The 23,683-nt window shown below is 68.2% G+C and carries 21 protein-coding genes; 16 read left to right on the forward strand and 5 right to left on the reverse strand.

From position 1 onward, the window contains the following. The first annotated feature begins 81 nt into the window (after positions 1–81). From ACLJPD_RS25695 to ACLJPD_RS25705, 3 genes are all read left to right on the forward strand, one after another. Entirely contained in the window at positions 82–1,479 is a 1,398-nt protein-coding gene (locus ACLJPD_RS25695) for a DUF2252 domain-containing protein (RefSeq protein WP_410875492.1), read from the forward strand. Positions 1,480–1,575: 96 nt separating this feature from the next. Next, positions 1,576–2,454 carry a nuclease-related domain-containing protein gene (locus tag ACLJPD_RS25700; protein ID WP_410875493.1) on the forward strand — a complete coding sequence of 293 codons (879 nt, stop codon included), beginning with the start codon at positions 1,576–1,578 and terminating at the stop codon, positions 2,452–2,454. Between the two features lie 22 nt (positions 2,455–2,476). Next, a complete protein-coding gene (locus ACLJPD_RS25705; protein ID WP_410875495.1) occupies positions 2,477–3,073 on the forward strand; it encodes a phosphatase PAP2 family protein in 597 nt (198 codons plus the stop codon). On the opposite strand, the gene ACLJPD_RS25710 is transcribed toward ACLJPD_RS25705, so the two are convergent. Next, entirely contained in the window at positions 3,070–5,001 is a 1,932-nt protein-coding gene (locus tag ACLJPD_RS25710; RefSeq protein WP_410875497.1) for an acyl-CoA dehydrogenase, read from the reverse strand. The genes ACLJPD_RS25705 and ACLJPD_RS25710 overlap by 4 nt on opposite strands. Positions 5,002–5,101: 100 nt before the next feature. Here ACLJPD_RS25710 and ACLJPD_RS25715 point away from each other — a divergent pair, with 100 nt between their 5' ends. Genes ACLJPD_RS25715 through ACLJPD_RS25725 form a run of 3 tightly spaced genes read left to right on the forward strand, consistent with a single transcriptional unit; the run spans position 5,102 to position 8,274 of the window. Beyond that, positions 5,102–5,722: a TetR family transcriptional regulator gene (locus ACLJPD_RS25715; protein WP_410875499.1), complete on the forward strand. Its 621-nt coding sequence runs from the start codon at positions 5,102–5,104 to the stop codon at positions 5,720–5,722. A 3-nt stretch (positions 5,723–5,725) separates the two neighbouring features. Next, positions 5,726–6,646, forward strand: a complete 921-nt coding sequence (locus ACLJPD_RS25720) for an ATP-binding cassette domain-containing protein (protein ID WP_410875500.1) — start codon at positions 5,726–5,728, stop codon at positions 6,644–6,646. After that, positions 6,643–8,274 (forward strand): ABC transporter permease, encoded by a 1,632-nt coding sequence (locus ACLJPD_RS25725; RefSeq protein WP_410875501.1) that lies wholly within the window; start codon positions 6,643–6,645, stop codon positions 8,272–8,274. The genes ACLJPD_RS25720 and ACLJPD_RS25725 overlap by 4 nt, the downstream gene beginning before the upstream one ends. A 42-nt stretch (positions 8,275–8,316) precedes the next feature. Here ACLJPD_RS25725 and ACLJPD_RS25730 read toward each other — a convergent pair whose 3' ends face one another. Beyond that, positions 8,317–9,816, reverse strand: a complete 1,500-nt coding sequence (locus tag ACLJPD_RS25730) for a sugar transferase (protein WP_410875503.1) — start codon at positions 9,814–9,816, stop codon at positions 8,317–8,319. A 485-nt stretch (positions 9,817–10,301) separates the two neighbouring features. Between ACLJPD_RS25730 and ACLJPD_RS25735 the strand changes: the two genes are divergently transcribed. From ACLJPD_RS25735 to ACLJPD_RS25750, 4 genes are read left to right on the forward strand one after another with little or no spacing between them, the layout of a single operon-like run. Beyond that, the gene (locus ACLJPD_RS25735) at positions 10,302–11,561 is read left to right on the forward strand and encodes a methyltransferase domain-containing protein (RefSeq protein ID WP_410875505.1); all 1,260 of its coding nucleotides are present in this window, start codon (positions 10,302–10,304) and stop codon (positions 11,559–11,561) included. Between the two features lie 14 nt (positions 11,562–11,575). Next, positions 11,576–12,352, forward strand: a complete 777-nt coding sequence (locus ACLJPD_RS25740; protein WP_410875507.1) for a glucose-1-phosphate cytidylyltransferase — start codon at positions 11,576–11,578, stop codon at positions 12,350–12,352. After that, positions 12,349–12,999, forward strand: coding sequence for a PIG-L deacetylase family protein (locus tag ACLJPD_RS25745; RefSeq protein ID WP_410875508.1), 651 nt, complete (start codon positions 12,349–12,351; stop codon positions 12,997–12,999). Before ACLJPD_RS25740 ends, ACLJPD_RS25745 begins: the two co-directional genes overlap by 4 nt. A 2-nt stretch (positions 13,000–13,001) precedes the next feature. Continuing rightward, positions 13,002–14,036, forward strand: a complete 1,035-nt coding sequence (locus ACLJPD_RS25750; protein ID WP_410876309.1) for an NAD-dependent epimerase/dehydratase family protein — start codon at positions 13,002–13,004, stop codon at positions 14,034–14,036. Here ACLJPD_RS25750 and rfbC read toward each other — a convergent pair. Next, positions 14,014–14,577, reverse strand: coding sequence for a dTDP-4-dehydrorhamnose 3,5-epimerase (gene rfbC / locus ACLJPD_RS25755; RefSeq protein ID WP_410875510.1), 564 nt, complete (start codon positions 14,575–14,577; stop codon positions 14,014–14,016). The two genes, ACLJPD_RS25750 and rfbC, sit on opposite strands and share 23 nt — an antisense overlap. 31 nt (positions 14,578–14,608) lie before the next feature. After that, entirely contained in the window at positions 14,609–15,781 is a 1,173-nt protein-coding gene (locus ACLJPD_RS25760; RefSeq protein WP_410875511.1) for an RNA-guided endonuclease InsQ/TnpB family protein, read from the reverse strand. Between the two features lie 167 nt (positions 15,782–15,948). On the opposite strand from ACLJPD_RS25760, the gene ACLJPD_RS25765 reads away from it, so the two are divergent. Further along, positions 15,949–17,037 carry a transferase gene (locus ACLJPD_RS25765; RefSeq protein ID WP_410875513.1) on the forward strand — a complete coding sequence of 363 codons (1,089 nt, stop codon included), beginning with the start codon at positions 15,949–15,951 and terminating at the stop codon, positions 17,035–17,037. Between the two features lie 231 nt (positions 17,038–17,268). Further along, positions 17,269–17,904 (forward strand): MspA family porin, encoded by a 636-nt coding sequence (locus ACLJPD_RS25770; RefSeq protein WP_410875515.1) that lies wholly within the window; start codon positions 17,269–17,271, stop codon positions 17,902–17,904. Between the two features lie 40 nt (positions 17,905–17,944). Here the strand turns inward: ACLJPD_RS25770 and ACLJPD_RS25775 are convergent, their stop codons facing one another. Then, positions 17,945–18,781 (reverse strand): glycosyltransferase family 2 protein, encoded by an 837-nt coding sequence (locus ACLJPD_RS25775; RefSeq protein WP_410875516.1) that lies wholly within the window; start codon positions 18,779–18,781, stop codon positions 17,945–17,947. 221 nt (positions 18,782–19,002) lie between these two features. Between ACLJPD_RS25775 and ACLJPD_RS25780 the strand changes: the two genes are divergently transcribed. The 4 genes from ACLJPD_RS25780 (at position 19,003) to ACLJPD_RS25795 (ending at position 23,612) form a co-directional block, all read left to right on the forward strand. Then, on the forward strand, positions 19,003–20,064 hold the full coding sequence (locus tag ACLJPD_RS25780) for a glycosyltransferase family 4 protein (protein WP_410875517.1): 1,062 nt from the start codon (positions 19,003–19,005) through the stop codon (positions 20,062–20,064). After that, positions 20,061–21,197: a glycosyltransferase family 4 protein gene (locus ACLJPD_RS25785; protein ID WP_410875519.1), complete on the forward strand. Its 1,137-nt coding sequence runs from the start codon at positions 20,061–20,063 to the stop codon at positions 21,195–21,197. Before ACLJPD_RS25780 ends, ACLJPD_RS25785 begins: the two co-directional genes overlap by 4 nt. A 136-nt stretch (positions 21,198–21,333) precedes the next feature. Further along, the gene (locus ACLJPD_RS25790; RefSeq protein WP_410876310.1) at positions 21,334–22,599 is read left to right on the forward strand and encodes an oligosaccharide flippase family protein; all 1,266 of its coding nucleotides are present in this window, start codon (positions 21,334–21,336) and stop codon (positions 22,597–22,599) included. Beyond that, entirely contained in the window at positions 22,596–23,612 is a 1,017-nt protein-coding gene (locus ACLJPD_RS25795; protein WP_410875521.1) for a glycosyltransferase, read from the forward strand. Before ACLJPD_RS25790 ends, ACLJPD_RS25795 begins: the two co-directional genes overlap by 4 nt. The last annotated feature ends 71 nt before the right edge of the window (positions 23,613–23,683 follow it).

The following is a 23,683-nucleotide window of genomic DNA, read 5'->3' on the forward strand; positions in this document are numbered from 1 at the left end:
CCACGCCGAAACGCCGTCAACTCCGCTGCGTGTCGAGCGTGGCGCTCCCCGCCGCGCGGTGACCGGCTAATCTCGACAGTCGTGTCCGACAGTGGTATCGATCTGCGCTCCTACGTCTCCGCCGAGGACGCCCGCGAACGTGGCCGAGCTGCCAGGCAACGGGTGCCTGTCGCCGAACGTGACCGCGCGGCGGAGAGTCCGGCGCGGCCGACCGTGCGCGAGTTCATCGATGTCAGCAATCGTGGCCGGATCGAGCGCCTGATTCCGCTGCGGATCGGGCGGATGGTCACTTCCCCGTTCACCTTTTTTCGCGGCGCCGCGGGCCTGATGGCGGCCGATCTCGCCGCCGGACCGGACAGCGGGCTGGCCGCCCAGATCTGCGGTGACGCCCATGCGGCCAACTTCGGTCTCTACGGCACCCAACGTGGCGAAATCGTGATGGATATCAATGACTTCGACGAGACGGTCATGGGCCCGTGGGAGTGGGATCTGGAGCGTCTGGCGGCAAGCCTGGTGCTGGCCGGGCGGGAAGGCGGCGTCGACGCCGACAACTGCCTGCGCGCCGCCCGCGACGCCGCCCGCTCCTACCGGCACACTGTCGCCGAACTGGCCGACATGCCGTTCATGCAGTCCTGGACCGCGTTGCCCGACGAGTCGATCCTGACCAGCGCCAAAGCCGAAGACCTGCTCGACGACTTCAAGAAGGCCGCGAAGAAGGCGCGTAAGAACACCAGCGCCAAAGTGGCGGCGAAGTGGACCGCGCAGCTCGACGACCACGAGACCGATATTCGCAAGCACCGTTTCGTCAGCGATCCGCCCGTGCTGACGGCGGTCGACGCCCCGGTGTCGGAGGCGGTGATCGACGGTCTGCAACGTTACGCGGGCACCATCCGGGAGTCCCGGCGCAATCTGCTGGCCCGGTTCGCGGTCTCCGATGTCGCGTTCCGGATCGTCGGCACCGGCAGCGTCGGCCTGCACAGCTATGTGGCGCTGTTGCACGGAAACGACGGCGAGGCGGTGGTGCTGCAGATCAAGCAGGCGCGCCCGTCCGCGCTGTCGCCGTTCCTGCCGCCGACCGAGCCCCGCCACGAGGGCGAGCGGATCGTGGTCGGCGCGCGGACCGTGCAGTCCGAGACCGACATCCTGTTGGGCTGGACGACGATCGAACTCGACGAATCGCTGCCGTTCATCGTCCGCCAGTTCCGCAATCTCAAGGGCAGTATCGACCCGGCGACCCTGTCCTCCGACGATCTCGACGACTACGGTCGGCTCGCCGGCGCGTTGCTGGCTCGCGCGCACGCTCGCTCGCTCGACCCGCGCGCGCTGGCCGGCTATCTGGAAACCGGCGACGACGATGACGACCGGTTCGAGGAGTCGGTGGCCGCCTTCGCGGTGCGCTACGCCGACCGCACCGAGGCCGACCACGCCGAACTCGTCGCCGCCGTGGCCGCGGGCACGATCGCCGCCGAACAGGATTGATCGAGCTACGATGTACGCCAACGGTTCTCAGCACAGTGTGCGTGTGCCGAGAACCGCGCCAACGACCAACGAAGGGCGGTCTCCATGCTCGTGCGCGTGCAGAATGCGGCAGGCAGCGATGCCGAGGCGGCACTGATCGACTGGTTGCGCACATGGAAGGACCCGGCGAGCCCGCACGGCGTCGCCACGATCAACTGCAGTCTGTTCCATCAGGATCGGCTGCACCAGTTCGACGCGGTGATCTGGACCCCGACCAGTTGCGTGATCATCGAGGCCGAGACGTTCACCGCACCCCAGGACGGCGTGCTGGAGATCCCGCTCAACGGCCCGTGGATGGTCTCCGGCGAACTCGCCCAGTTCGCGGGCGCGGAGAAGTCGACGCCGCTGGAGCGTTCGCGTGATCACACCTTCGCCCTGCAGGACTACCTCGCCGCGCGCGGGCTCGGCCAGCGCGCGGTGCACGGCCTCGGCCTGATCGTGCCGATGCCGGGCGCCCAGATCGACGTGCACCAGGGCTGGAGCGACCCGAGCTTCGATGTGATCGTCACCGACGACCCGCACCGGCTCGAGATGTACTTCGAACTGCTGGCCGAGAAGGAACACAACCTCTGGACGGCCAACGACGTCGCCATCGCCTTCCGCGGGCTCGGCATCCTGCCCTTCCTGCCCGCACCGCAGGACCTGCTCAACGAGGGTTTCCTCGGCCCGATCGATGTGACGCTGTGGCACGGCGGGCCCACCCAGGCGGCCGCGGAGACCTATGCCGAGGAACAGGCTCAGCTCGAACGCGACGCGCAGTCCCGTGGCTCGATCACGCCGTGGTACAGCCCGTGGAAGCTGTATCCGCGGGTCAGCGGTGATCTCGATTTCGGCGCCGCGTTCCTGCGGATCACTCTCGCCCTCGGCATGATCGTGGCCATTGTGTGGGTGCTGTGGTTCGTGGTCACGGCGGTGCTCACCTACGGCCCCGCGTGAGCGGGCGGCGGTCGTCGCGTCCGTGATCGACCATGGCCGCCGCGCCACCGTTGTCCGGGTGAGCGCGGTCGGCGCCGGTGCCGTACTGACCGCCGTGATTCCGTTGACGTTCCCCGCGGACGGCGGAGCGAGCGAGCTGGATTCCGTGGTGTCCGAGGACACCGTCTCCCCTGACCTCGCGCAAGTGCTGGTCACTCCGAGCGACGCGCCGGTGGTCATCGCGCTGCTGCTGGCCGCGTGTGCGTGGTTCGCGCTGCGCAGGCAGTGGTGGCAGGCCGTGACCATGCTGGTGGTTCCCGAGATCGCGTTGGCGGTCAACACCTGGTTGCTCAAACCCTTGTGGGATCGGCAGATGGCCGACCATCTCGCCTACCCCAGCGGTCACACCGTCCACATGGTCGCTGTCGCAACAACTTTCGCGTGTCTTGTGTCCGACCTCCGGGCACGGATCGTGGTCGCGACGCTCACCGTGTTCGCCCTGATCGCGATCACCCCCGGCATGGCGGAACTGGGCTACCACCGCCCCACCGATGTACTCGGTGGGGCAGCGGCGGCGGCATCGATGGCGATCGGCCTGTGCTGGCTGGCCGACGCCCTACGAGCCCGGTACAGCGCCTAGCGGCGATCGAAAACGCTGGCGTCGTGCAGCATTTCGGCGCGCAGCATCGTCTCTGGCACGCCCATCGCCTCCACCAGTGTCAACGCGTCGGGACGCAGTCGGTCGACGAGTTCGTTCAGTCCGCGCCGCACCGCCTTGGCCCGCTCCACCGACATGAACCGGTGCATGATGAACCAGGCCAGGTTCTCCTCCAGCGCGGCGTAAACATAGAGATCGCAGACGGTTTCGGCGAGGGCTTTGGCGTCCGGGTCCTCGATGTCGGCGATGCCGTCGACGAATTCCTCCAGCACCATCCGGTCGATGTGCGCGGCACCGGCGGCCAGAATGTGGTCCTGGGCATTGTTGAACGCCTCGAACGGACCGGTGTCGGCGGCGCGGGCGCGCAGCCGGTGCGCGGCGGTGCGCAGCAGGTAGTCCTCGCGGTCGGCGAACAGCTGCAGCTGCACGTCGCGTTTGGACAGATCGCCCTCGTCGACGGACTCGTCGTTGCGGTCGCGCAGTGTCTGGATCATCTGACGCACACCGGAGCGTTTGCGCACCACGTCACCGGCCATCGTGGCGGCGAATCGCACCCAGCCGAGCGCGTCGAGATCGCGGACCTCGTCGGAGTAGGCGGTGAGCAGTTCCTTGGCCACGAGCTGGGTGAGCACGACATTGTCACCCTCGAAGGTGGTGAACACGTCGGTGTCGGCCTTGAGCGTGACCAGGCGGTTCTCGGTGAGATAGCCTGCGCCGCCGCATGCTTCACGACATTCCTGGATCGCGCGGGTGGCATGGCGTGTCTGCGCGACCTTCAGCCCGGCGGCGCGTTTTTCCAGCGCACGCTGCGAACTCGCGTCGGTGTCCTGCCCGCGCTGGACCGCGTCCATCCGGCGCACGAGATCGTTCTGGGCGAAGGCCAGCGCGAACGACTTCGCCACCAACGGCAGCAGCCTGCGCTGATGGCTGCGGTAATCCATCAGCAGGGTCTCTTCGCCGGTGTCGGGGTCGGAGAACTGGCGGCGCTCCAGCGCGTACCGCACGGCGATACTCAGTGCCACCCGGGCGCCCGCCGCGCCCGCACCACCCACGCTGACCCGGCCGCGCACCAGCGTGCCGAGGGTCGTGAAGAAGCGGCGGCTCGGGTTCTCGATCTCGGAGCTGTAGGTGCCGTCCGGCGAGACATCGGCGTAGCGATTGAGCAGGTTCTCGCGCGGGATCCGAACGTGGTCGAAGACGATCCGACCGTTGTCGACACCGGGCAGCCCGGCCTTGAGGCCGTCGTCGTAGGTGGTCACGCCGGGCAGGTCGGCGCCGAGTTCGTCGCGGATCGGCACCAGCAGGCAGTGCACGCCCCTGCTCTCACCGCCGACGATCAACTGGGCGAACACCGCGGCCATTCGCGCGTGGATCGCGGCGCCGCCGATGTAGTCCTTACGCGCCGACGGGGTCGGGGTGTTGACGACGAATTCCTGGGTGGCCGGGTCGTAGGTGGCGGTGGTCTCCAGGTTGGCGACGTCGCTGCCGTGGCCCGACTCGGTCATCGCGAAACAGCCGAGCAGATCGAGCGAGATCAGGCGCTTGATGAAGTCACGGTGACGTTCGGTGCCCAGGTTTTCCACCGCGCCGCCGAACAGCCCCCACTGCACGCCGGACTTCACCCACAGCGACAGGTCGGCGTAGGCCAGCATCTCCAGCCCGATGACCGCGCCACCCGGATCGCCGGTGCCACCGTTCTCGGGCCGGAAGCCGCGCTCGGCATAGCCCAATGTCGCGATGGTGCGCATCTGGTCGAGCACGCGAGCCCTGGCCGCGTGGATGTCGAGTTCGGGATCGCCGGCGAATTCCTCGCCTGCGAGCTGGGTTCGCGCCTGCTCCCTGACCGCGCGCCACGGTCCGTCCAGCGCTGCGCGGAGATGTTCTGCCGTCGTCGATGTGCCGGTAGCCATGGCTTCGACATTAGCCCGCGCACGAGGTGTCACCCAGGCCCGAAACTCGGTTCGGCGAAACTCTTGCCCTCGGATTGAACATGCGTTTAACATATTGAACATGCGTTCAGCCGATCTCACCACCGCAGCCAGGATTCGCGATGCCGCGATCGAATTGTTCGGTGAGCAGGGGTTCGGTGTCGGCGTTCGGGCCATCGCCGCCGCGGCCGGAGTGTCGCCCGGACTGGTGAACCACCACTTCGGGTCCAAGGACGGCCTGCGCGCGGCCTGCGACGATCGTGTGCTCGAGATCATCCGCGAAGAGAAGCTGCGCACGGTTGCGGCGCCCGCGCCCGCGGGGATCCTGCACGCGATGGCCGAGATCGAGATGCACGCACCGCTGGTGGCATACATGCTGCGCAGTTTCCAGGCAGGCGGTGCGCTGGCGCAGTCGCTGCTCGAGCACATGAGCACCGACGCGGAGCAGTACATGCAGGCCGGTGTCGACGCGGGCACGATCAAGCCGAGTCGCGATCACGCGGCCCGCGCCCGCTACATCGTGCTCTGTCACGTCGGCGCCATGAACCTGTATCTGCAGATGCGCATGGAACGCGGCGGAAAGCTCGATTTCCGCAAGGCGATTCGCGATCTGTCCGACGAGGTCAGCTTCCCCGCGCTCGAGCTCTACACCCAAGGCTTGCTCACCGATTCCACCATGCTCGACACCCTTTTCAAGGAGTAGACGATGCCCACCCCCACCACCGACCGGGTCATCGACGTCGCGGACCTGCGAAAGACGTTCGGCCGCTTCACCGCGCTCGACGGACTCGCCCTGCGCGTCGGCACCGGCGAAATCCACGGCTTCCTCGGCCCCAACGGCTCGGGCAAGTCCACCACCATCCGGATCCTGCTCGGGGTGCTGCGCGCCACCGGCGGACAAGCGACGGTGTTCGGCCGTGATCCGTGGACCGATGCGGTCGACCTGCATCGCCGGATCGCTTATGTACCAGGCGATGTCACACTCTGGCCGTCACTGTCGGGTGGCGAGACGATCGACCTGCTCGCCCGCATGCGCGGCGGGTCGGACGAGCAGCGGCGCGGCGAGTTGATCGAACGCTTCGAGCTGGATCCGACGAAGAAGGCGCGCACCTATTCCAAGGGCAACAGGCAGAAAGTCGCACTGGTCTCGGCCTTTTCGGCGAATGCGGACCTGTTGATCCTCGACGAGCCGACGTCGGGTCTGGATCCGCTCATGGAGCAGGTCTTCCAGAGCTGTGTGCGCGATGCCGCCGCCCGCGGTGCGACCGTGCTGCTGTCGAGCCACATCCTGTCCGAGGTAGAGCACCTGTGTGACCGGGTGACGATCATCCGTGCGGGCCGCACCGTCGAATCAGGCTCCCTCGACGACCTGCGTCACCTGAGCCGCACCGCCATCACCGCCGATCTGATCGGCGATCCCGGCGATGTGAGCGCGATGCCCGGCGTCGACGATGTCGAACGCGACGGCTCCACCCTGCGCTGTCAGGTCGACGCCGAGAACCTCGGTGCCCTGATCCGAGTACTCGGTGACGCGGGCGTGCGCAGTCTGACCAGCGCGCCACCGACGCTCGAAGATCTGTTCCTGCGGCACTACCACGTCGATACCGCCGAGAAGGTGCACGCATGACCGCCGTGGCCGCCGTCCCGCATTTCGCCGGAACCTCGCGCACCGCGGGCAGATTCGCGGGCACCGGACAGATGCTGCGCCTGTATCTGCGCCGCGACCGGGTGGTGGCGCCGCTGTGGTCGCTGCTGATCGGGTTGATGCCCGCGCTGCAGATCGTCTCGATCAAGGACCTCTACACGACCGCGGCACAACTCGACAATTTCGCGGCGACAACGGCGGCGAGCCCGGCGCTGATCGCCATGTACGGACCGGTTTTCAGCTCGGCGCTCGGTTCCATCGGCACCTGGAAAGCCGGGGCGATGTACGCGATGATCGCGATCGCGACGGTCCTCACGGTCATCCGCCACACCAGGGTCGAGGAGGAGACCGGTCGCGCGGAGCTGGTCGGCGCCACCAGCATCGGCCGTTTCGCCGGCTTGACCGCGGCGCTGCTGCTCACCTACGGAGCTTCGGCGGTAGCGGGAATCACCTGCACCGCTTCGCTCATGGCGACCGGCCTGCCCGTGGCAGGGTCGGTCGCCTTCGGTGCCGCGCTCGCGGCATCGGGTGTGGTGTGGGGTGCGGTGGCCGCGGTCGCCGCCCAGTTGAGCACCGGTGCGCGGATCGCCCGCGGGATGGCGCTCGGCACGCTGGGTGCGGCCTTCGCGGTCCGGGCGGTCGGCGATGCGGGAAACGGTGTGCTGTCGTGGTTTTCACCGCTGGGATGGTGCCTGCAGATCCGCCCGTTCGCCGACGAACGCTGGTGGGTGCTCGTGCCATTGGGTGCCCTCGGCACCGGCGCGACGCTGCTCGCCTATCGGTTGCTGCGCACCCGCGATATCGGTGCCGGCCTGCTGGCCGACCGACCGGGACCGGCCGCGGCGGGTCGCGAGCTGTCGGGTCCGGTGGGTCTGGCTTGGCGGTTGCAGCGGGGTTCGCTGGTCGCCTGGACTACCGGATTCGCGCTGTACGGCCTGCTGATCGGCGGTGCGGTGAACAGCATCGGCGGCATGCTCGACGACAGCGGCGCGCTGCAGGATGTGGTCACCTCGCTGGGCGGTTCGGCGGATCTGGAGAAGTCGTTCATCGCCTACGCCGTCACCATGCTGGCCGCCGCGGCCGCCGCCTACTCCGTGTCGGCGGTGCTGCGGCTGCACGAGGAGGAGAACTCGGGCCGCGCCGAGACGGTACTGGCGGCCGCGGTCGGGCGCGTGCGTTATGTGTCGAGCCATCTGCTGTTCGCGATCGGCGGGCCCGCTGTGGCGCTGCTCGCGGCCGGGTTGGCGATCGGAATCGTCTGGGGCGCAACCGATGGCGATGTCGGTGACAAGATCGGTCAGTCGGTGGGCGCGGTCGCGGTCCAGCTGCCCGCGGTCTGGGTGATGACCGCGATCGCGATGCTGCTCTTCGGTGCGCTGCCCAAGTACGCGTCGCTGGCGTGGGGCGTGCTGAGCGCGATGATCGTGATCTTCCTGCTCGGCTCGCTCGGTAGCTTCCCGCAGTGGGTCCTGGATCTGGTGCCGTTCGTCCACCCACCGAAGCTGCCGGGCGCGGCGTTCGACATCGCGCCTCTCGCCTACCTGATCGCCGTGGCGGGAATGGGAATCCTTGTGGGGCTCATCGCCTTCCGCCGCCGCGACCTACGCTGACCCTGACCTGGAGCCGGGTGGTGAGATCTCACCACCCGGTTCTCAGTACGCGCCGTCGCCGCGGGTAACCGCGCCGATGGTGCGCGCGATCAACGCCAGATCCAGCACCATCGACCAGTTCTCGACATAGGACAGGTCCAGGCGCACCGAATCCTCCGGCGACAGATCCGAGCGCCCGCTGACCTGCCACAACCCGGTGACGCCCGGCTTCACCAGCAGCCGCCGTCGCATCTCGCCGTCGTAGCTGTCGACCTCACGCTGCACCTGCGGCCGTGGCCCCACGACACTCATGTCGCCGCGCAGCACGTTGAAGAACTGGGGCAATTCATCGAGGCTGTATTTGCGCAGGAACCGGCCGACCGCGGTCACTCGCGGATCGTCTTTGACCTTGAAGAACAACGGATTTCCCCCGTGCCGCGCGATGAGCGCCTCCACCGTGCTGTCGGCGTCGACGAGCATGCTGCGGAACTTGATCATCCGGAACGGAATGCCGTCGCGCCCGATCCGCTCCGACAGATAGAACACCGGCCCGGCGCTCGTCACCTTCACGGCGATCGCGATGGCCACCAGTGCGGGCGCGATGAGCAGCAGCACGGCCGCGGCGAAACACAGGTCGAACAGCCCCTTACGGCTCGACTTCGCTCGTCCGTACTGCGGCGGGTCGATGTGCAGCATCGGCATCCCGGCGACGATCCGGTTGGTCAATCGAGCCACCGCGATATCGACGACACCGGGTGCCACGATCAGATCGACGCCGAGTGGATCCAGCGCCCAGGCCATCCGCCGCAGTTCGACGGGCCCGAGGTGCTCGGTCGCGGCGACGGCCACCGTATCGGCCCCACTGCGCCGCACCGCCTCGAGCACCGAACGATCGTCGCCGAGGACCGAGGGGCCCTCTGTCGTATCGAACTGCGCGCCGATGGATCCCGCGGGCACGCACACACCGACCACGTGATAGCCGGAGCCCGGATCGCCGGTGAACGCCGAGGCCATCGCCTGCGCGGCCTCCGGCGAACCGACGACCAGCACCGCGGTGTGGCAGCGGCCCTGCGCGCGCCACCGCCGCAGCCGCCACCGCCACGCCAGCCGCCCCGCGACCAGCGCGAGCAGCCCGGCGGGCAACGCGATGGCGAGATAGCCACGCGCGACCTCCACCCGGAACAGCAGCGCGAGGATGGCCAGCACACCGAACAGCCGCAGGGTCGCCGACACCAGTCGGCGGAACTCCTCGCTGCCGGTGCCGATCACCTGCGGGGTCCGGCTGCCGTACCTGTGCAACAGCACCAGCCATCCGGCGGCCAACGCCAGTGACACCACCGAGTAACCGACCTCGTAGGGCAGCGGCCAGGCCAGCGGCGGCGCGGCGGGTCCACCGAAGCGGATCACCTGTGCCGCCCCGACCGCGCCGAACACCGCGACAACATCGGTCACGACCAATCGCTGGACCAGCGCGGTCTGCCAACCCTCGCGCTGCGTACGGCGCAGCGCCTGAACACCGTTGACAACATCGATGTTGCCACTACCGGTGAGCTCGTAGCTCATGAACCCACACCTCCCCTTCGGGAGACAAATCGTTTCCCGATCCCCGTCGACCGGAACGCGGCCGTTGCGGCCGTCCTACTGCCCGTCGATTCGATACCCGCCCGCCGATTGTTACAGACCCCCGACCGGCATTCTCGCCGAAGTCTCAGCGCCACAACGGATTCCAGAAGTTAGCCGGGTCACAGAGCAATCGAACAGCTATCACCGATCCACTATCGCCTTTCGATATGAATGCAGGACAATCGCTTTCACGAGTGAGCGACGTCACAAAGTAGGAAGAAACGGTCGCCCTCGCCGACAATTTGCCGGCACCGGATCGACCTGGTCTGACTCCGAAAATTACCACGAATCTATCTCTCCCCCGGAGCTTTCTCGCAGCTCATCGGGCCCTCGCTGTAACGTCGGAGCCTGTCGATCCGACTTCCGGCATGACCGGCAGCAGCCGCGACAGCTTTGATGAACAGGCAAGAAGGTGGGGGCTCCACGTGCAATGTCGACTCTGTGATTCCGAACGGCTCACGAGCGTGCTCGACCTGGGCGCCACCCCACCGTGCGAGAGCTTCCTGTCCGCGGCCGAACTCGACCTGCCGGAGTCGACGTATCCGTTGCACCTGCGCCTGTGCGAGGACTGCCTGCTGTTACAGATCCCCGCGCTGATCACGCCCGAGGACACCTTCACCGAGTACGCGTATTTCTCCTCGTTCTCCGACAGCTGGGTCCGTCACGCCGAGCAGTTCGTCAGCACCGCCGCCGAGCGACTCGACCTCGGTCCCGATTCGTTCGTCGTCGAGGTGGCCAGCAACGACGGCTACCTGTTGCGGCACGCGGTCGCCCGTGGGATCCGCTGTCTCGGCATCGAGCCGTCGGTCAATGTCGGTCGCGCGGCACGCGAGGTCGGCGTACCGACGGAAACGGCGTTCCTGGAACAGGATTCGGCGGCTCGGGTGCGCGCCGAGCACGGTCCGGCCGACCTGGTGGTCGCCAACAATGTCTACGCGCACGTGCCCGACCTGCGCGGGTTCACCCACGCCCTGCGCACCCTGCTCAGCGACGACGGCTGGTGCAGCATCGAGGTGCACCACGCGCTGAACCTGGTCCAGCTCGGCCAGTTCGACACCATCTATCACGAGCATTTCCAGTACTACACCGTCCACTCCGCGCAGCGCGCGCTGGCGATCGCGGGCCTGACCGTCGTCGATGTGGAACTCCTGGAAACCCACGGCGGCTCGATCCGGCTGTGGGCGCGCCCCGACGCCGTCGCCGCACCGAGTGCCCGGGTCGCCGAGGTCCTCGACCTCGAGCGTGCGGCGGGCCTGCACGAACCCGCCGGTTACGCCGCGCTCGGTGCCCGCGCGGAATCGGTGCGCCATGAGCTGCTGCGTTTCCTGCTCGACTGCCGCGCGGCGGGCAAGCGAGTGGTCGGCTACGGCGCGCCCGGCAAGGGCAACACCCTGCTCAACTACTGCGGCATCCGGCCCGACCTGCTCGAATACACCGTGGACCGCAACCCCTACAAGCACGGTCGCTACACCCCTGGCACCCGGATCCCGATCCATCCGCCGGAACGCATCGAGGCCGACAAGCCCGATGTGGTGCTGGTCCTGCCGTGGAATCTCGAAACCGAGATCACCGCCCAACTCCGCCATGTCGGCGAGTGGGGTGGCGAACTCGTCTATCCATTGCCGGTGCTGCATCGCGGTACTCCGGTCGGCGAACCGGTCGCGGCCGGCGCACACTCCGAATGAAGGTGAACGCACCGATGAAGGTCGTCCTGTTCTGCGGCGGATACGGCATGCGCATGCGCGGCGGATCCGATGACGTCGTCCCCAAGCCGATGCAGCTGGTCGGCCCACGTCCGCTGCTGTGGCACGTGATGCGCTATTACGCGCACTACGGCCACAAGGAGTTCGTGCTGTGTCTCGGTTACGGCGCCGAGCACATCAAGAACTTCTTCCTCACCTATCAGGAGTCGGCGTCCAACGACTTCGTGATCCGCAACGGTGAAGTGGAGCTGCTCGGCAGCGACATCAGCGACTGGACCATCACGTTGGTCGACACCGGCGTCGAATCCGCGATCGGGGAGCGGTTGCGCCGCGTGCGCGAACACCTCGACGGCGACGAGTACTTCCTGGCCAACTACGCCGACGTCCTCACCGACGCGCCGCTGGACACCATGATCGAACGTTTCCACGCCTCGGGTGCGGCCGCGTCGATGATGGTGGTGCCGCCCCAGTCCTCGTTCCACTGTGTGGACATCTCCCCGACGGGCGAGGTGAAGGACATCGTGCCGGTGGCGCAGATGCCGCTGTGGGAGAACGGCGGCTACTTCGTGCTCAGCCAGGAGATCTTCGATCTGCTGCCGCCTGGCGGCGATCTGGTGGCCGACGCGTGCGGTGCGCTCGCCGGGCAGGGCAGGCTCTTCGGGTATCAGCACATGGGCTTCTGGAAGCCTGCCGACACCTTCAAGGAACGCGCCGAACTCGACGACGCCTACCGCAACGGCACCCGGCCGTGGATGGTGTGGGACCAAGCGTGATCGGGTTGTTCACCCGCCCGCCTCGCCGGATCGCGGTGCTCGGCGCGCATTGCGACGACATCGCGATCGGCATGGGCGCGACACTTCTCGCGCTCACCGGTGCCGATCCCGACGTCGAGGTGCGGGCGCTGGTGCTCTCCGGCGGCGGTACCGCCCGCGAGGACGAGGAACGTGCGGCGCTGACCGCGTTCTGCTCGGGCACCGAGCCGCAGTTACGGGTTCTCGATGTGCCCGACGGCCGCGCCCCCGCGCACTGGGACCGGATCAAGGACGCGCTCGCGGAATTTCGTCGTGGCGGTGAACCCGAGGTGGTGTTCGCGCCGCATCGTGGCGACGCGCATCAGGACCACCGCCTGCTCGCCGAACTGGTGCCGACCGAGTTCCGCGACCACCTGACCCTGGGTTACGAAATCCTCAAATGGGAGACCGACACCCCGGCTCCCACGCTCTACCACCCGTTGAGTCACGCACTGGCACAACAGAAGTCGCAACTGCTGCACAAGCACTATCCGTCGCAGACGGGCCGCGACTGGTTCGACGAACAGGCCTTCCTCGGGCTGGCCCGGATGCGTGGCGTGCAGTGCCACGCACCGTTCGCCGAGGCGTTCGTGCTCGACAAAGCGATCATCAGATGGGAACAGACGTGAACATGCGGGTACTGGTCACCGGACACCAGGGCTATCTCGGCACCGTGATGGTACCGGTGCTGCGGGCGGCGGGCCACCAGGTCACCGGCCTGGACATCGGTTACTTCGCAGACTGTGTGCTGGGCGAATTCGCCGGTGACCCCGAAGGTTTGGCGGTCGATCTGCGCGAGGTCACCGTCGAGCAGCTGCGTGGTTTCGACGCGGTGATCCATCTGGCCGCGCTGTCGAACGATCCCCTTGGCGCACTCGCACCGGAGATCACCTACGACATCAACCATCACGCGTCGGTGCGGCTGGCCCGGCTCGCCAAAGAGGCAGGGGTCTCCCGGTTCCTCTACGCGTCGACCTGCTCGGTGTACGGTGCCGCCGGTGCCGACCTCGTCACCGAGGATGCCCCGCTGCGCCCCATCACGCCGTACGCCGAGAGCAAGGTACGGGTCGAAGACGATGTGGCGGCCCTCGCCGACGACGACTTCGTCCCGGTATTCCTGCGCAACGCAACGGCTTTCGGATTCTCACCGCGCCTGCGGGCCGATATCGTGCTCAACAATCTGGTCGGCTACGCGGTACTCACCGGCGAGGTGAAGGTGCTCTCCGACGGCACCCCGTGGCGGCCCCTGGTGCACGCGGCCGATATCGCGACCGCGTTCGCCACCTGTCTCACCGCACCCGCCGCCGATGTCTCGTGCCGGGCGTTCAATATCGGCACCGAGGTCAACAACCTGACCGTCGCCGAGATCGCCGCCTCGGTGGTCGACGCGGTGCCCGGTTCGCGACTGCTGATCACCGGTGAGAGTGGTGCCGACCCACGGTCCTATCGCGTCGACTTCTCGTACGCGCGAGCGGTTCTCGGCTTCGAGGCGCAGTGGACGGTGCCCGCGGGCGCGGCCGAGCTGTACACCGAGTACACCGCGCGTGGACTCACCTCGGACGCGTTCTTCCGCCGGTTCACCCGGCTGCCGCACCTGCAGGGTCTGTGCGATTCCGGGGTACTCGACGCGCAGCTGCGCCGGATCAGTGCGTCGGCGTCAGCGTAGCCAGCAACGCGGCCCAGCTCCCGGCTGCCGCGTCACGTGCGGAGACCGGGCCGACGGGCAGCGGCCAGTCGATGGCCAGCTCGGGGTCGTCATAGGCGACCCCGAGGTCCTCGGCCGGATCGTGCGCGCGGTCGATGCGGTAGCAGACATCGGCGATCTCGGTCAGCGCCTGGAATCCGTGCAGGAAACCCGGCGGCACGTACAGGTGGTGGAACTGCTCGTCGTCGAGCCGAAACGCCTGGCGCGCACCGAAAGTCGGCGAATTCGGGCGGATGTCGACCAGCACGTCGTGCACGGCCCCGTGTGCGCAGCGCACCAGCTTGGCCTCACCACGCCCGCCGCGCCCGTGCATGCCGCGGATCACCCCGCGCACCGACCGCGACTGCGAGTCCTGCACGAAGGCCGCCGCCGCACCCGGCGCGTCGAGGTGGGCGTCGAACTCGCCGGCGTCGAAGGTTCGGGTGAACAATCCACGCTCGTCCCGGAACGGTTCGGGAACGAGTACCACCACGTCGGCCAGTTCGGTCCGCTCGATACGCACGAGGACATACTGCCTTAACCCTTCCCCAGCGCTAATGCCGGGGATTTCTGACTCGGACCGCACCACCCACACCCCCGGAAGGAGGTAGGCAATGTCTGACGTCGTCAACACCAGCACGGTCGGGATCTACCGCGGCCAGAATCACCCTGGCAGCATTCCGGTCCCGGTCCGCGGTATAACCGCAGAACTCGCACCGGAAGGATCGTTGTGCCAGTTCGAGCCGCTGCTTGGCTATCGCGTAACAACTCGAACAGGTCATCGTGGTGTAAGCGGGCGCAACCAATACCACCTTCCGGCCCGCCCGCTCGCCACACTCGATCAACTCCCGCTTCGCCGCACCGATCGCAGCATCCGCGGCCTGACGCGCCATCCTCGAGCGTGCCAAAAACTTCGGCTTGAAATCCTCCACCGCGATTATCTGGTGATCAGTCACGACACGACGCGCCCACACCCGGGCAGCATGCGTGTTCTGCCGGGCCGCCTTCTTCTGCAACCGCGCGGCCGCGCGCCGGGCCTGCTGGTAGCCCTTCGACGGGGCCTGTCCACGGGGACGTGTGCGGCGGGCCATCTTTCGCTGCGCCTTCGCCAGCTCCGCCGCGCACCGCTTGCGATGACCACCATAGGGCAGGTCGAAGGCAGGGTCAGTCGTGGTCGCTGTCGCAGCCACACCCCAGTCGATGCCAATCCTGCCGTCGGCAGCGGGCAGCGGCTCGACGTCACGGCGGACCACGAACGACGCGTACCAGTGACCGAGACAGTCCTGATAGACCCGAACCGAGGTCGGTGCAGACGGCAACTCACGCGACCACACCACCGGGACCGTTACCCCACCGGCCAGTCGCAGTCTGCGGTCACGGATCGAGAAACCGCGGGTGGTGTACTCGAGCGAGGGCAACGTCCTCTTCCGCGACTTGATTGTGGGGCGCCCACGACCGGTGACCCGGTAAGAGTCATTGAGCGCGGCGGCGAAGGTGCGCAGCGTCTGCTGTTGGGCGACCTGCGAACCATCGCGCAGCCACGACGTCGACGCGCGAGCTGCGGTGAGCAGCTTCGAGAGCTTGCAGAACGTCGGCTTGGCACCGCTACGTTGCTGGTGGACGGCCTCGTTCCACAAGAACCGGCAGCGATGCCACTCCCCGAGCAGTGCGCACTGCGCCGTGGAGCCGGGGCGCAGGCGGTAGGTGTATCGCACAGTCTCGAACACGCGTTCGACAATACCGGACTCCGTCAATCAACACCGCCTTCGTCGCCACGTTCGGCGGCGCATTCTTGGAGGTCATCAAACGCTGTGTGGTGTAACAGAAGAATCCGGGAAACGCACTCCGACTACTCCTCATGGCTGGAGCCAGTGGTTCCCCCGGAGCCTTCTCGATGACCCGCCGATGCCGCGGCTGCTCGAAAACCGCGCTTGTTTCCGTTCTCGACCTGGGGTCTGTCCCGGCGGCGGACCACTTTCCGCCACGTGACGCTCCGGTCGCCGACACCGAATCCGGCCATCCACTGCGGATGGACCAGTGCACGGTCTGCGGGCTGGCCCAGCTCGCCGATGACGACACCGTCACGTCCGAACCCCACGGCATCGAACCGCAGGCGCTGCGCGACCAGGCCGCGGAGGCGGTGCGGCTGGTACACGCCGCCGGAGTGCTGCGCGGATCGACGGTGACCGAGTTCGGCAGTCCCCACGGCGGCACTTGGCTACCCCTGCTCGCCGAGCACGGCTTCACCGAAAACATCGCCGGACCAGCCGATGTCGTGCTCGACTGCTTCGGCATCATGCACGAACCCGATCAGCGGGTGGGGTTCGCGGTCCGTGCGGCGGCGACGGCCGCCGACGGGGTGCTGCTGGTGCAATACCACTCGCTCGCCACCATCGTCGCGCAGGGACAGTGGAATGCGTTGCGCCACGGGCACTTCGCGTACTACTCGCTGACTGCCCTGCGCACCCTGCTGCGCGCCGCGGGGATGAGTGTGATCACCGCGTGGGAGTTCGAGCTCTACGGCGGCACCGTGCTCCTGGCTGTTCGCCACGGCGACCACGCGCCTGATGCCACGGTGGGCGAGCTCCTCGCGAACGAGGCCGATTCGCTGAGCTGCGTCGACGGGCTCCAGCAGACGGTCGACCGCCACGTCCGCGCGCTGCGCACCTGGCTGGAAGCCGGTGCGGCAGAAGGGCAGCGGGTCTACGCCTACGGTGCGGCTTCCCGGGCAGTGGCCCTGCTGAGCATGGCGGGCACCCATCGCGGCCTGCTGGCCGGGGTCGCCGATGCCTCACCCGGAAAGCAGGGCTGCCGAATGCCCGGCACCGACGTGCCCATCATCTCCCCCGCCGAACTGGTCGCCGCCGACCCCGATGTCGTGCTGCTGACCCTGCCCGACCTCTTCACCGAGGTGAGCGCCGCACTGCCCGCACTCGACGGCCGCTGGATGATCGACGACCAGGCAGGCCCGCGCAGGCGATAGTCGTTTGCGAAGACTGTGGCGCAGCGGACTCCAGGGAGATCGGCGCATGACCGGACGGCGTGGGATACTCGGAACGCCCAGCGCCGCATCGTGATCGAGCCGCTGACCGCGATCTCGAGCGGTCGCCGGAGTCACCGTCGGCCACCGCAGTGTCGCGATGGCCGGATCGCCGGGGGACGGCGGCGCCGAACGCACCGTTCGACGGGCGAGTTGTTCAGGGGAAGAAATCTGATGAGGGGAATCACCGTGCTCGCACCGCGCGCGCTGCGCATCGCAGCGATGGCCTCGGCCGTCGCCGTCGGCCTCACCATGACGGCCGGCGCCGCCGGTGCCGGCATCGACGCCAGCAGTACCGTCCTCGACGGCAGGAACCGCACCGTCGAAGCCATTCAGTCCGACACCCGGATCGACTTCGTCGCCCCACTGGACGGCAACCCGCTCACCCGTGAGTGGTTCCACAGCGGCGCGGCCTCCTACCTGGTCACCGGCCCCGACGCCGAGGCCTGGTCCGGGCGCATCACCATCGGCTACCAGGTCGGTTACCCCGCCACCCTCGACGGCAGGATCAAGTTCGAGTGGTCGACCCCGAGCCTCGGCCTCGAGGTCGGCACCGACGGCCCCATGGTCAAGCTCGACGGCCTGATCCCGCGCGCGGGAATCGAGCTCGCCGCCGGCTTCGGCCCCGGCATCCAGGAGGTCGAGGTCGCCGGTGGCGATATCTCCGGAGCCGACGGCGTCCTGCGGCTTTCGGGTTTCCACGGCACCGTCACCGGTGTGCTCGGCCAGACCAACGTCCGCCCGTTCGTGAAGATCGTCGGCTCGACCGGCGACACCGTCGTCACCTACGGCAAGACCTTCTCGATCTGATTCGCTCGGCCCCGGCATTCACCAGCCGGGGCCGAGCGGGTCACTCGCCGGGGCGAACCGCACCGACCGCACCCACTGTCCGAACTCGCACCCGCTCCATGATCTGCCCTACCAGGCGCAGGTCGCCGGTGAGCACATCGGCGCGCGTCACCAATTCGGGGTGGTCGGCGACGAGTCGGTGGTGGAAGCGATACATGTCGGTGAGCTTGGACCTGGTGGTGGTGCGACTGCACAGGTTGAACGAAGAATTGCGCCAGGCGGCGACGATCCGGTCCATGCCGACGAAGTGACCGCCGGTGGCGACACGGGCGAACAGGTCGACATCCATCGGGAACACCAGGTCGGGGCGCAAGCCGCCGACGCGCTCGTAGTCGGCCAGGCGGAACATCGCCGCGGCCGTCGGCCCGAACTCGGCCGGACCGCGTCGGACGATGACCTTGGCCAGTTCCCGCGGTGTGCGGCGACCGAGCAGACCGGGCAGGCCGAGGTCGGTCTCGAGCAAGCCGCCCTGCTCGTCGATCACATCGAAGCGTCCCGCGCAGATCGCGACCGAGGAGTCGGCCATCAGCGCCCACTGTTCGGTCAACCCGCCGGGGCGCAGAATATCGTCGGCACACACCACTTTCACCAGGTCACCGGACGCGGCCCGGATCACCCGGTCCCAGTTGGCCCCGATCGGCAGCACCGATTCGTTGCGCAACACCCGAACCCGGGGGTCGCCGGTGGAACGGGCGATCTCGCCGGTGCGATCGGCGCTGGCATTGTCGAGAACGAGCAGCTCGAAGTCGGCGTCCTCGGCGAGCACCGACTCCAGCGTTACCGCGAGCGTCCGCTCGGCGTCGTAGGCAGGCACACACACCGTCAACGCGGAAACCATTGTCGCACTCTCTGTCACCGGAGAATGCCGTGTTGCACCCCCGCCTCCCCCTGCGACGAATCTACCGCACCGTCTTCCTGGCTGCCGTCCGGTGGGCCCGAACCCGGTTACTCCCCTAGACTGTGGGCTGATAGCGAATTCGCCGGTCGGGACGCACTTCGCGGGACACATGATGAAGGGTGCGGAGGTTGACGACTGCGACCGCAATGGTTGGTGTGCACATGACCGGATCGGAATGGTTCGGTGCCACACCGGGCGGACTCAACCGGTACTTCACCGATCTGTACCGAGCACTGGCGCGGCAGCCGGAGGTAGCGGTGACGGCAGCCGCGTTCGGTCCCGCCGACGACGCCGGCGCCGGATCATGGGGGCCGACGGGCGGTTCGACACTGCACCGCACCCGCACAGCGCTGCTCGCCCGCACCGAACTCGCCCCCGGCACCGTCGTTGACCGGCACTTCTGCTTGTATGGGCCCCTCGCACGAACCGCGACGACGAAGTTGCCGCTGGTCGTCCACTTCCACGGGCCGTGGGCGCAGGAGAGCGCGATGGCAGGCGAGTCCGCGCGTACCGTGCGGGCCAAGTACCTGTTCGAACGGCTGCGCTACCGCGGCGCCGACCGGTTCGTCGTGCTGTCGGGTCACTTCCGTGACGTGCTCGAGCGCGACTATCACGTGCCCGCCGACCGGATCTCGATCATCGCGCCCGGCGTCGACCTCGACCGGTTCCGGGCCGTACCGCTCGACACCACCGCCCCGACCCGGACCGTGCTGTGCGTGCGCAGGCTCGAGCGACGCATGGGCATCGACGTGCTGTTGCGAGCCTGGCCGCAGGTATTGGCCGCCCACCCCGACGCGCGCCTGGTCGTCGTCGGCACCGGCACCGCCGAAGCGGATCTGCGCGCCGAGGCGGCCGGACTCGCGGGCACCGTCGAGTTCACCGGCCGGGTCAGCGACGATCAACTCACTCGGCTCTACGCCGAGGCCACCGTGTCGGTGGTGCCGACGATCGCGCTGGAGGGCTTCGGGCTGATCGCCCTGGAATCCCTGGCGGCGGGCCGGGCGCCGATCGTCACCGACTGCGGTGGATTGCCCGATGCCGTGCGCGGTCTCGACCCCACCCTCGTCGTCCCCGCGGGCGAACCCGACTCGCTCGCCACCCGGCTCGTCGCCGCCCTCGACGGCACGATCCCCGACCCGGTCGCCTGTCGCGCGCACGCGCAGACCTTCACCTGGGACATCGCGGCGGACCGGCACGCGGCCCTGTATCGGGACCTGCGATGACCCGGGCTGTCTTCCTCGCGCATACCGCAGCACCGTCCGGCGCCGAACTCGCCACCCTGCGTCTGCTCGACGCCTTGCGCGCCACCGGCCGCTATCACGTCACGATGATCTACACCGAGGACGGCCCGATGGTGGCCCGGATGCGGGCACGCGACATCGAAACCCTGGTCGTCGCCGGACACTTCGACTCGCGTGCCATGCGTATCGGCACCGGCCTGCTCGGCCTGATCACCGGCTTCGTCGCCCTGCTGCGGTTGGGCTGGGCCGTCGGCGCGGTCGTGACGCAGGCCCGCGCCGATGTCGTCGTCGCCGAGAGCACCAAGGCACTGGTCCTCGGCGCCGTCGCCGCCCGGCGCGCGCGGGTTCCGCTCGTGTGGCAGGTCCACGACCGCGTCTCCCCCGACTACTTCGGCAGGGTTCCCGCGCTGGCGATCCGTGTGCTGGCCCGGCTCGTGTGCCGCGGCCAGCTGGCCAACAGCCGCGCGACCGCGGCCACGCTGCCCACCGGTCTGCCTACCGCGGTCGCCTATCCGGGTGTCGAACTGCCTGCGGCGCAAGCAGATCCGCGAACCCGACCGGCCGCGGCGGCGGTGGTCGTCGTGGTCGGCAGGCTCAGTCCGTGGAAAGGCCAGGACGTCTTCCTGCGCGCGATCGCCGCGCTGCGGGTGCGGCCTGCCCGGGTGGTCCTGGTGGGCGGCACGTTCTTCGGCGAGGAACCGTATCGCGCACAGCTGGAGAAACTGGCGGCCGAGTTGGGTGTGGCCGCCGAATTCACCGGCCATGTCGACGACCCCGCCGAATATCTCAGCGCCGCGGACATTCTCGTGCACTGCTCGGTGCTCCCGGAACCGTTCGGCCAGGTCGTGGTCGAAGGCATGGCCGCGGGTTGCGCGGTGATCGCCGCGACACCGGGCGGTCCCGCCGAGATCATTCACACCGGGATCGACGGGGTGCTCGTGCCCGGCGGCGACGTCGCCGCCCTCACCGGCGCACTGGACACCCTCCTGCACGATCCCGCCGACCGGGTTCGCCTCGCCATGGCAGGGCGCGACCGCGCGCGCGATTTCGACATCCACACCGGTGCCCGCACTGTCGCCGACTTCCTCGACATCGTGGTGGCCCGCGGTGACTGAGCACGATCGCTACCTGGCCACCGTCACCACCGACGTCTTCCCGCACGTGCAGGCGGTCCCCCGCGAACCCGGCGCGCATCGCAAGCCCGACGAAGACCGCGGATCCGGTAGCGACGGCGATGGCGATGGCGGGCACATCACCTCCAGCCCGCTGGCTGTGCTGCGCGACATCGGGTTCGTCAGCTTCGGCAAGTACGGGCAGTACCTCGTCACCTTCATCACGGTGCCGCTGATCGCCCGGGTCCTCGGCGCGCACGGCCTCGGTCTGCTCGCGATGGCGATGTCGGCCTATTTCATCGGCTCGCTGGTCGTGGACCTCGGCATCACCTCGTTCATGGCCGCGCGCGTGCCCGACGCCGAGGAAAGCCGCGGTGCCGATGCGCGATTCGCGGCCATCAACCAATTGCGTGGCGACTACCTCGCCATCCGGCTGACCCTGCTGCTGTTACTCGGCCTGGCGCTCGGGGCCGGGCTGGCGTTCCGTGTGCCCGAACCGGTGCAGATGATCCTGCTCGGCCTGTTCGCGGGCGGGTTCTGGTCGATGTCGGAGGACTGGCTGCTGATCGGCCAGGGGCGTTTCGGCGCGTCGACGCTCTATCAGGGCATCGGGCGGCTCGGCTACCTCGCCCTGCTGGTCGGCGTGCTGCCACGGATGCCGAGCGCGCAAATCGCGGTGCTGTGCCTGCTGGTGTCGTCGGTGCCGACGGTCGTGGCCACCTGGATCGACACGTCCCGGCACTACGGCCGGCCGTCGCGACCCCGCGATATCGGTGAGCTGCTGCGCACGGGCGCACCGGTGTTCGCCTCCCGCCTGCTGATCACCACCTACGGCCAGGGTGCCGCCGCGATCTACTCGGTGGTGCTGAACGCGGCGGCCCTCGGCCTGTACTCCGCGGGTGATCGCCTGGTGCGGGCCCTGCAATCACTGCTCGATCCCATCGGTTTCGCCCTGCTCCCCCGCATGGCGCGACGCAGTACCGACGGCAACTTCTGGCGCGACAGCGTGCGGGTGCTGGCGGCGTGTGTCGCACTGGCCGCACTGGTGAGTGCGCTGGTGTGGATCACGGCGCCGTTCCTGATCGAGGTGATCTTCGGCACCGAATTCCTCGGCGCGACAGCACTGCTGCGGATCGAAATCCTGATCCTGCCCGCGACCACGGTCACCTCGTTCGTCACCACCGCGATTCTGCCCGTTCGCCAGGACACCTTCGGTGTGCTCACCGGCGCCGTGATCGGCACGGTCATCGCGGCCTGCGCACTCGGGCTCACCTTCCACACCCGCTCGGTACACACCCTCGTCTACGGCAGCGTGCTGGTCGAATATGCCGTCGCTGCTTGGTATCTCGCGCGAGTAAGGATGCTGGTCCTGCGCGACCGGCGGAGCAAGGAACTGCACGCATGAGAATTCTCTTCATCGGCGACGACTGGGTCGGTAGCAACGCCCGCTCGCTGGCCGACGGTTTCCGGCAGGCCGGCCACGATGTGCTCGTGGTGGACTCGACCGCGATCACCCTGCCGAGGCGTTTGTCGCCGCCCTGGATCTACGCCAAAGTGCGCGAGGATCGGGCGCCGTGGCAGGTGCGCGCATTACACGAGCGAATCGAACGTAGCGCTGCGGCCTTCGATCCCGATATGGTGTTCGTGTTCAAGGGAATCCATCTCGACCAGCGCAGACTGCTCGATCTGCCTGCCGCGCTGCATGTGCATTACAGCGCCGACGATGTGGCGAACCCGGAGAATCTCACCGCCGCCTACCTCGCGCACGAAGCCGAATGGGATCTGGTGGTCACCACCAAGCGTCACAATGTGGGCGAGTTGCGGGCGCGCGGCGCCCGCGGGGTCGGTTTCGTACGCAGTGCCTACGATCCGGCCTGGCACCACCGGACCGCCCGCCGCGACGGACGTGACTACCTCGTCGGATTCATCGGTGTGTGCCGTCCCGACCGCCGCGCCGCGATGGTCGAGCTGGCCGGTCGCTACGGCGAACGCATGCTCGTGCGTGGTCCCGGTTGGCGCCGGGTACCCGAACTGCGCGCCACCGGCGCCCACGTGGGCGGGGCCGTCTACGGTGCGCAGTACTCGGCCGCGGTGGCCCAGGTCGGCGCGAACCTGGTGCTGTTGAACTCCGACAACCGCGACACCCACACCTGCCGCACCTTCGAAGTGCCCGCTGCCGGTGGGCTCTTCGTCGGCGAACGCACCGACGAGCACGCCGAGCTCCTCGACGACACCACCGAGTGCTTCCTGTTCTCCGACACCGGCGAACTCCACGACATCCTCGATCGCTGTGCGGCCGAACCGGACAGGGTCGCCGCTGTGGCCGCCGCCGGGCACCGTCGGGTCGTGGCCGACGGGCACCGCTATGTGGATCGGGCGCGCGAGATCGTCGCGCTGGCGCAGGAGGTCAGGTCCTGACCGGTTCTGCCACCGTCGCCTCCGTCGCCGCCGCGCTGTTCGTCATCGCGGTCGCTGCTCTCTGGGTGCCC

The sequence above is a fragment of the Nocardia sp. A7 genome (assembly GCF_046549215.1).
GTDB lineage: Bacteria > Actinomycetota > Actinomycetes > Mycobacteriales > Mycobacteriaceae > Nocardia.

Excerpts from the sequence above, each read along its gene's own strand:
- ACLJPD_RS25740 (WP_410875507.1), top strand. The coding sequence starts at position 11,576 with ATGAAGGTCGTCCTGTTCTGCGGCGGATACGGCATGCGCATGCGCGGC.
- ACLJPD_RS25720 (WP_410875500.1), top strand. The coding sequence starts at position 5,726 with ATGCCCACCCCCACCACCGACCGGGTCATCGACGTCGCGGACCTGCGA.
- ACLJPD_RS25770 (WP_410875515.1), top strand. The coding sequence starts at position 17,269 with ATGAGGGGAATCACCGTGCTCGCACCGCGCGCGCTGCGCATCGCAGCG.
- ACLJPD_RS25730 (WP_410875503.1), bottom strand. The coding sequence starts at position 9,816 with ATGAGCTACGAGCTCACCGGTAGTGGCAACATCGATGTTGTCAACGGT.
- ACLJPD_RS25795 (WP_410875521.1), top strand. The coding sequence starts at position 22,596 with ATGAGAATTCTCTTCATCGGCGACGACTGGGTCGGTAGCAACGCCCGC.
- ACLJPD_RS25780 (WP_410875517.1), top strand. The coding sequence starts at position 19,003 with ATGACCGGATCGGAATGGTTCGGTGCCACACCGGGCGGACTCAACCGG.
- ACLJPD_RS25725 (WP_410875501.1), top strand. The coding sequence starts at position 6,643 with ATGACCGCCGTGGCCGCCGTCCCGCATTTCGCCGGAACCTCGCGCACC.
- ACLJPD_RS25715 (WP_410875499.1), top strand. The coding sequence starts at position 5,102 with ATGCGTTCAGCCGATCTCACCACCGCAGCCAGGATTCGCGATGCCGCG.
- ACLJPD_RS25775 (WP_410875516.1), bottom strand. The coding sequence starts at position 18,781 with ATGGTTTCCGCGTTGACGGTGTGTGTGCCTGCCTACGACGCCGAGCGG.
- ACLJPD_RS25710 (WP_410875497.1), bottom strand. The coding sequence starts at position 5,001 with ATGGCTACCGGCACATCGACGACGGCAGAACATCTCCGCGCAGCGCTG.
- ACLJPD_RS25750 (WP_410876309.1), top strand. The coding sequence starts at position 13,002 with ATGCGGGTACTGGTCACCGGACACCAGGGCTATCTCGGCACCGTGATG.
- ACLJPD_RS25765 (WP_410875513.1), top strand. The coding sequence starts at position 15,949 with ATGACCCGCCGATGCCGCGGCTGCTCGAAAACCGCGCTTGTTTCCGTT.
- ACLJPD_RS25785 (WP_410875519.1), top strand. The coding sequence starts at position 20,061 with ATGACCCGGGCTGTCTTCCTCGCGCATACCGCAGCACCGTCCGGCGCC.